The sequence below is a fragment of the Porphyromonas sp. HMSC077F02 genome, from assembly GCF_001815465.1.
Taxonomy (GTDB): Bacteria; Bacteroidota; Bacteroidia; order Bacteroidales; family Porphyromonadaceae; genus Porphyromonas_A; species Porphyromonas_A somerae.
Genome location: NZ_KV820648.1, coordinates 1 through 8,371 on the forward strand (window position 1 = coordinate 1; position 8,371 = coordinate 8,371).

The 8,371-nt window shown below is 46.5% G+C and carries 6 protein-coding genes and 1 tRNA gene; 2 read left to right on the plus strand and 5 right to left on the minus strand.

Annotated features, from left to right (window positions below; translation table 11 throughout):
• Positions 1 to 124 precede the first annotated feature (124 nt).
• Positions 125 to 1,636, plus strand: coding sequence for a glutamate--tRNA ligase (gltX, locus tag HMPREF3027_RS03305; RefSeq protein WP_070707040.1), 1,512 nt, complete (start codon positions 125 to 127; stop codon positions 1,634 to 1,636).
• Between the two features lie 84 nt (positions 1,637 to 1,720).
• On the opposite strand, the gene HMPREF3027_RS03310 is transcribed toward gltX, so the two are convergent.
• The 5 genes from HMPREF3027_RS03310 to HMPREF3027_RS03330 all read right to left on the minus strand — a co-directional run bounded on the left by HMPREF3027_RS03310 (position 1,721) and on the right by HMPREF3027_RS03330 (position 7,746).
• The gene (locus HMPREF3027_RS03310) at positions 1,721 to 3,262 is read right to left on the minus strand and encodes a ComEC/Rec2 family competence protein (RefSeq protein WP_070707042.1); all 1,542 of its coding nucleotides are present in this window, start codon (positions 3,260 to 3,262) and stop codon (positions 1,721 to 1,723) included.
• 35 nt (positions 3,263 to 3,297) lie between these two features.
• Positions 3,298 to 3,948, minus strand: a complete 651-nt coding sequence (gene rpe, locus HMPREF3027_RS03315) for a ribulose-phosphate 3-epimerase (protein WP_070707045.1) — start codon at positions 3,946 to 3,948, stop codon at positions 3,298 to 3,300.
• 3 nt (positions 3,949 to 3,951) lie between these two features.
• Positions 3,952 to 6,192: a RelA/SpoT family protein gene (locus HMPREF3027_RS03320; protein ID WP_070707046.1), complete on the minus strand. Its 2,241-nt coding sequence runs from the start codon at positions 6,190 to 6,192 to the stop codon at positions 3,952 to 3,954.
• A 249-nt stretch (positions 6,193 to 6,441) separates the two neighbouring features.
• Entirely contained in the window at positions 6,442 to 6,852 is a 411-nt protein-coding gene (locus tag HMPREF3027_RS03325) for a DUF4332 domain-containing protein (protein ID WP_070707048.1), read from the minus strand.
• A gap of 159 nt (positions 6,853 to 7,011) precedes the next feature.
• Positions 7,012 to 7,746, minus strand: coding sequence for a glycosyltransferase family 2 protein (locus tag HMPREF3027_RS03330; RefSeq protein ID WP_070707050.1), 735 nt, complete (start codon positions 7,744 to 7,746; stop codon positions 7,012 to 7,014).
• Positions 7,747 to 7,795: 49 nt separating this feature from the next.
• Between HMPREF3027_RS03330 and HMPREF3027_RS03335 the strand changes: the two genes are divergently transcribed.
• Positions 7,796 to 7,867, plus strand: a tRNA-Arg gene (locus HMPREF3027_RS03335).
• Positions 7,868 to 8,371 lie beyond the last annotated feature (504 nt).

Sequence of the window (8,371 nt, forward strand, 5' to 3'; positions counted from 1 at the left end):
AGTCACCCCATCACGCAGAATATCGGATGAGGCACAATCTCTCATGGGAGGGGGTGGCGTTTTTGAATGTGGCAGTGATTTTGTACCTTTGTTGTAAATAACAGATTTGATACACATATATAATATGGTGAGAGTAAGGTTTGCACCAAGTCCTACAGGTGCACTTCATATTGGCGGTGTGCGTACAGCACTTTTTAATTATCTCTATGCTCGCCACCACGGTGGCACGATGGTGCTTCGCATTGAGGATACAGATAGCAAACGCTTTGTACCAGGAGCGGAAGAGTATATCATTGAGGCCTTGCAGTGGCTTGGCATTGAGATTGATGAGGGCATTGGTACCGACCATCAGCCCTACGGCCCTTACCGCCAAAGTGAGCGAAAGGCAATCTACCAAAAGTATGTACAGCAGCTTCTTGATGCCGGGAAGGCCTATTATGCTTTTGATACGGTTGAGGAGCTTGAGGCTGCGCGAAAGGAGTATCCTAATTTCAGCTACGACGCCACCACACGTGAGCAGATGCGGAATAGCCTTTCGCTCCCCAAAGAGGAGGTCGACCAGCTCATCAGCAGTGGTGCCGAATATGTAGTGCGCTTTTTAGTAGAGCCCAATAGAGATGTAGAGGTCAATGACCTAATCCGTGGCAAAGTAGTGATCAATTCATCCATCCTTGATGATAAGGTGCTCTACAAGAGTAGTGATAGCTTACCCACCTACCACCTTGCGAATATTGTGGATGACCACTTGATGAAGATTACTGAGGTGATCAGGGGTGAGGAGTGGTTGCCTAGCGCCCCACTCCACGTACTACTTTATGAGGCATTTGGATGGCAGGAGAGTATGCCTAGGTTTGCACACCTCTCCTTAATCCTCAAACCTACGGGTAATGGTAAGCTCAGCAAACGCGATGGCGACAAACTCGGTTTTCCTGTATTTCCACTTGAGTTCGTCGACCCAAAGGATGGCACTATTTCCACAGGATATCGCGAACAAGGGTATCTTCCCGAAGCTGTGATCAACTTCTTGGCCCTCCTTGGCTGGAACCCTGGCACAGAGCAAGAGATTTTCTCTATGGAGCAGCTGAAAGATGCCTTTTCTCTAGAGAGGTGTAGCAAGAGCGGTGCCCGCTTTGACTTTGAGAAGGCAAAGTGGTTCAACCACCACTATATCCAGATGATGTCGCTAGACCAATTACTCCCCATTGTGCGTCCAATGCTCGAAGCAGAGGGAATAAAAGCTAGCGATGAGAAGCTCAAGGAGGCGATTGCCACCGCACAGGAGAAAGTACAATTGCTCCCCGACTTTATAAGAGAGCTGAGCTACCTATTTGTGGCGCCAAAGAGTTTTGACGAAAAGGGGATGAAAAAGCATTGGAAAGCTGAGACGCCACAGTACCTACAAATCATTATTTCGCTACTCCAAGGGCTTGATAAGGAGGCATCTCAGGAGACTATTGAGCAGGCGCTTTACGACAAGATAAAGGGAGATGATCTACCTATGGGTCGAGTGATGAATGGGATTCGCATGGCTCTCGTAGGCGAAGGCCGTGGTGCTAAGATCCATGAAATCATCCATATCCTAGGCATTGAAGAATCGATTCGACGCATAGAGTATGCATTGAGCGTTAATGTATGACATTTTCTACTATCACTATAAAGAGAACACCCTATGTCTTTACCGACATAGGGTGTTCTCTTTTAATAACAGTAACGACTTGGATTAAAGCTCCTCGTGAGATGGGTGAATCATTCTTGCAGTCTCCACACGGCAGGTGTAACTATGCAAAAGGCGGTATGCGAGGTAAGCGATGAGGTAATAGAGGGCGAGGGCAATGCCATCAAACTGTAGGGTAAGGGTCATTGGGTCGTGACTAAAGAGTGAGGTAACAGAGTGCATCCACCCAGTCAGGACCCGGAGCATCTCTAGTAGAAAACTAGGCACCCAGTCAAAAATAGCAGTAAGCAAGAAGGCAACTAGTGCCAAGGGGATCAGTAAGCTGCTGATAAATACGAGGGGGATATTACTCCAAATAAAGACTAGCGGGGCAGTACCAAAGTAATGAAATAGGAGAGGGAACACTCCGATCTGTGCCGCTATAGTAAGGCAAATGAGGTCTCTAATCCATTGGAGCAATCTATTGGTAGGGTTGAGCAATCTTTTGAAAAGGGGGAAGAAACAATAAATGCCCCAAACGGCGGAAAGACTTAAGAGTAATCCGATACTGTAGTAAGCAAAAGGGTTGATAAATATAAATACCAAGAAGACTAGTGAGAGGAGCTGAATGGGGTCAGTGGGTCTGATAAGCACTTTTCCACCAATAAGAAGGGTGCTCAATAGGAAAGCCCTGACGGTGGCAGTAGATGCTCCAGAGAATAGGGTGTAAGCGAGAAGCACTATAAAAAGGAGGAGGTAACGGAGGTACCGCCACTCATACCGCCAAAGGGCCCATCCAATAAGTAGGCTAGCCATCCACATCACCACACCTAGGTGATAACCACTAAGAGCCAATAGGTGAGCTACTCCCGAATCGGCGAACTGTCGTTTCAGACTAGAAGGGAGCAGTGAGCGATCACCAAGAGAAATAGCATAAATAAGTCCCCTACCCTCCCACGGTATATAGTCAGAGGCGAGTGTCTCGAATTGCTGCCGAAGGAGATAGCGCCAGTGCTGAAGAATACTTATCAGAGGTCTATTGGGCATCGGTGCTAGTGTCTCAATGCTCTGAATGGTGGCAGTCGCATGAATCCCTTCACTGATGAGATGCTTTCGATAGCCTTCATTTTTGAGAGCACTGAGTGGAGAGAGATCAAGTGCTGCCACCCCTTCGGCACCATAGCTATTCGCCTCATTGATGGTGCTGGAGGCAGGCACTTTAAGCTGCACATTGATCCATTGACTATTGGGCAGCTCTACCTTTGCCCGATACTGAATTTCGCTCTCGGCACTAGTGATGAGGGGATAGAGGAGTTTTACTCTAGCATGAGCTACGCTGCAAGGCCGAAGAATTTGCTCATATCTAGCACCCCTAAGATGGGTATACATACCGAAGACAATGGCGATGAGGAGGGTCCAAATCAGCAACTCTGCCTTGATCTTTTTGAAAGGATAGAAAAGCAACACCCCGATCACAACGACCAGGGCGATGCTTATCACAAAGAGGTAGCCCGACTGGGCGATCAAAGCGCCCAATAAGACCCCTATCACCAATCTGAAAGCTGGACGATGGGTATACTCAATCCTAGGGACTAGCAGTGATGACATGGAAAGGTAGCTCTATGGTGTCGCACGCCTCTCCTCTATACCTCTAAAAGCCTTTCAATCGTTTTCTGAGGATCCTCGGAGCCAAAGACGTAGCTTCCTGCCACCAAGGCATCGGCTCCTGCATCAAAGAGCTGCGCTGCAGTCTCTGCATTCACTCCACCATCTACCTCAATCAGCACCTCTAACCCTCGCTCCTCAATCATCTTTTTAAGCCTTACTGTCTTATCCAGTATTTGAGGGATAAACTTCTGCCCTCCAAAGCCAGGGTTAACCGACATCAAGAGTACTAGATCGAGATAAGGGAGTAGGTCTTGGAGTAGCTCTACAGGGGTGTGGGGGTTCAGGACCACGCCAGCCTTCATGCCAGCATCACGTATCTGTTGCATCGCTCTATGCAAGTGGCGCGACGCCTCGTAGTGCAGCGTGAGGAAATCCGCTCCAGCATCCGCAAAAGCGGTGATATAACGTTCTGGTTGCTCTATCATTAAATGGACGTCAAGGGTCTTAGTCGTAGCTTTGCGGATAGCTTGGACTACAGGTAGCCCAAAGGAGATATTGGGCACAAATAGTCCATCCATAATATCCAAGTGTATCCACTCTGCTTTGCTCTGATTGAGCATCTCTATATCACGTCCGAGGTTTAGAAAGTCCGCCGATAGCACGGAGGGTGCAATGATTCTTGCCATGTCTTAAAGTATTGGTTTATTGGTCAGTATTTGTATGTGAAGGATATCATTCTCATCTTTTAATCGACGAATGAGATAATTCAGCTCTGTAATATTAGGAATACGTATGCGTAAAGTACCGATAGCCCGATCAATGGAGCTAGAGAAATGAATCTCTATCAAGGGAACTCTCAAATCTCTAATGGTGCCGAGGACATTATGGACAAAGCCATCTTGATTAACTCCCTCCACCTCCAGAGTAACTCCAAAGTTGGAGTGGATATGAGGCCCCCACTCCACCGCCACGATTCGGTCGCCATAGGTAGCTTTGAGTTGCATAGCAATTGAGCAGCTCTTTTTATGTACTTCTACTTGGTCTTTCTGATTCAGTATCCCATCTACTTCCTCCCCACAGATTGGTTTGCAGCAGAGAGAACGGATATAATTTCTACGCCCATCTCTCGCCTCTAGGGTATAGAGCTTTTTGCGATCCTCTGGAGCGACGCTAGGCACCTGGGTCTCATCCGAATCAAGCCACAACTGACGGTCTTCGCTCATACGATTTCCCTTGTGCCGCTCCTCTATTAATTGCTTGGTCAAGTCATCGTCTAGCGAGACCTCGCCCGACTGCACTGCGAGAAATAGATGCTCGGGTGTAGGGTAGCTCAGCACATGCCCAAAATTAGGGACCAAATCTCCCAACGCATACCCCTCTCTGTGGAGATGGGCTTCGAGAAGGTTTCGACCTCTTTGGATCTGCTTGGTACGAACATTACTCAGGTAATTACGAATATATCGCTTGGCTTGTGGACTAGTAACATACTCCAGCCACTCCTCTCTCGGCTGTACCTTCGAGGCAGTGAGCACCTCTATCTGGTCTCCACTATGAAGGGGATAGTCGATATTAACCATCACATGATTGACCTTGGCACCAAGGCAATGATCGCCATACTCTCTACCTAGCTCATAAGCGAAGTCGAGCACAGTGTACCCTTGAGGTACTCTCAATTGGTCTCCCATCTTGGTGAATATCAGCATCTCCTCGGTGGTAAACTTGTACATCATTGTCTCGTAGTCGTCCGATGCACTAGGTCCAGGATTGCTGAGGAGTACCCTAACGTTATTGAGAATATTTTGCTCTATTTCGTCGATCTCCCCAGGGTGCTGCTTGTATCTCCAATGTGCTGCAAGCCCTCGCTCAGCCATTTCATGCATTCGCTTGGAGCGGATCTGCACTTCTACCCACTCTCCGAGGGGGCCCATAACAGTGATGTGAAGGGCTTGATAGCCATTTCCCTTAGGCTTCGTGAGCCAATCGCGAGTGCGGTCGTCCTTAATCCTAAAGTGCCGGCTTATGGCTCGATAGATCCTAAAGCAATCATCGTATTCGGTATCATTACGAGTCGGCTCGAAAACAATTCTGATAGCAAATAGGTCATAAATCTCATCAAAAGATAATTGCTTAGTAGTCATCTTTTTCCAGATGGAATAGATGCTCTTCATCCGATGCTGAATTTCGTAAACTAACCCAGTAGCTTCGAGGTCTTCACGCACTTCGGCATAGAATAGCTGAAAGAGCTTGGAGCGCTTGGCACCGCTACGCTCTATCTCCTCCTGTATCTCGATGTATTGCTGTGGATGGTCGTACTTAAGTGAGAGGTCATTGAGCTCACTCATAATATCGTACATACCTAGGCGCTCAGCGAGTGGAGCATAGAATAGGCGCGTCTCGGACGCAATCTTTGCTTGCTTTGCCAATGGCATACTTCCTAGCGTACGCATGTTATGCAGACGGTCAGCTATCTTGATAATAACAATCCGCATATCATTATTGGCCGTCAGAAGGAGGTGGCGGATATTTTCGAGCTGGGCAGAAGCATTCTCCTTACCCATCATCATCTCTGCCAAAATCTCACCCGAGAGCTTGGTGAGCCCATCCACAATACGAGCAATGGTAGGGCCAAACATATCTCGGATATCCTGCACCGTATATTCGGTATCCTCTACCACATCGTGTAAAAGAGCCGAAGCGATGCTCGTGGAGCCCAGCCCTATCTCGTTGCAGCAAATGCTTGCTACAGCGATAGGGTGTAGGATATAGGGCTCTCCACTCTTGCGCTTTGCCCCCTCGTGTGCTGCACGTGCCAGATTAAAGGCCTTGCAAATAACATCGGTGCGCTTCCGATGGTTTGAATTGAGGTAATCAGCCAGCAATTGATCAAAAGCTGATTGCACCACTACTCCATAATCCTGCTCTGACTGCATACTTATCTAATATAGGTCTTGTATTCCATACCTTAACAAAAGTACACAATTTTAATGAGATAATATAGCCATGGCCAATTCGCCCTAGACAAAGAGGCCATAAGATCATCCGCAAAATATAGAGCTACCCCACTAGTCGCACAATAATCACAGTGCAACCACTAGGGTAGCTAAATCAATTTGCTCATCTCCGACAGGCGATTGGCTCTGCCAGCCTCACCTGTATGCTATATGAACAACGTTGCTAAATCAATACTCTAAACCTCTTGGAAGAGCCTTAGCAGTTTCGATCCACTTTTGAACCGACTTAAGAGGTGGAATACGACGCACTAGCTTTTTAGAGTTATTGACCTCCTCCATCTTCTGTACAAGGTTCTCGGCATTTCTATTGGCTAGCTCCTTAACTGTATCAACGCCAGCAGCCTCTAGTAGCTCGGCATACTGAGCTCCAACGCCTTGGATACGGAAGAGATCCACATGATTGGCCCATGTAAGTATCTTATCCTCATTAATGCCAGTCGCACCGGCCAATTCTTTTCTCTGCTTCTTGGTCTTGGTTGCTTTCAGTAACTCGTCAGTTGTTTTGATACCTGCCTCTCTAAGCTTCTGACCAAAAGCTGAGCCAATGCCCTCTATCGTTTCAATCTTGTAATTTGCCATAGTAATAATACTTTCGTTTTTTGTTATTGAATTATTTGTAACTATCTCTTTTCCACAAATATATGGAATATATTTGAATTAAGCAGCCTATTACCCTACTCTTTTTGCACCGCCAATTTATGAGATGATGCAACTCACCTTTGGATCCACTACTTGATGCTATTTCACTAACCACCGAAATGCAAAGAAGAGATGGGCAAAAAGCGTCTTTACCCACCCATAGTGGCGACCCATTATCTCGAACCGCTCCTTGAGAGAGGCACGGTGATTTCGAGTGGTAGCTCCTTCCGAAAGGTAATCTGTCAGGATCAACCGACTATTATAGGTGTGCTGAGCATTTGACAAGATATTAAGGCACCAATCAAAGTCGCTAGAAAAGCGGTAGCCAAGATTATAGCAAGGCACTAAGTCTCTACGTGGATAGAAGGATTGATGGCAAACCACCATCCCCTTTAAGAAACTGCGATAGGTAAGTTGCTCTGGGGTACTTAGGCGTCGGGGTCTGAGGAACTGTCTATTTTCATCGACGATATTTGTTTCTCCATAGATCACATCAGGCAAAGGGCTTTTGATCTGAGCAAAGACCTCTGAGAGGGTAGCTGGAGAATGAAAGGTATCACCAGCATTCATAAAACAGAGATAATCGCCTGTAGCTGCCTGAATCCCCTTATTCATAGCATCGTATATCCCCCTATCTGGCTCACTTATAAAGCGATCGATATGACTTCGGTACTGCTCAATCAGCGCCACGGTACCATCGGTAGAGGCGCCATCCACCACTATATATTGTATATGAGGATAGGTCTGGCTTGCTACCGATTGGAGTGTATACCTTATCTCTCCTGCCGCATTATAGCAGACGGTTATCACACTTATAGATATCTTTTCTTGCATATCAAGAATAATAATGGTAATTTTGCACCACGCATCTTCGTGCGTAAATGGCCTCGTAGTTCAACGGATAGAACAAAAGTTTCCTAAACTTTAGATATGGGTTCGATTCCCGTCGGGGCTACTTTCTTTGCTCCACTTGGTATCGCTAAGCTACCAAGTGGAGCTTTTTATTATGACCACTGCAAAGGTACCATAATCTAAATGATTACTGACCACTCAGGGTTGCGATATATTCTGTAAGACTAACTAATTTGTCGAGACAATCAGTCAGAGGGAAGTTAGTCCAGGACAAGAAAAAGCTATCTCTAGGCACCCAAAAAAAGCCTCTATACTAGTAGGGCAAAAGTTGAGATGCAACTAAGCAATCGGTGAGTTGCAACTAAGCAATTGCCGAGATGCAACAAAGCAAACGCTTAGTTGCATCTCGGCAAACGCTTTTATATAACACTGAATTTCAATTAGTTATAAAACAGGCCTCTTTAACCCTATTTTAGCCTATTTTTCCACCTTATTTTCGCAGTTAGAAACCCTAAAACGGGAGTGTACCTTGGGTGGTTAAAAAGGATTCGATACTGGATAATCCTCGAAAAGAAGGTTCATCCGACATTTCGTGTGATACGGCAGT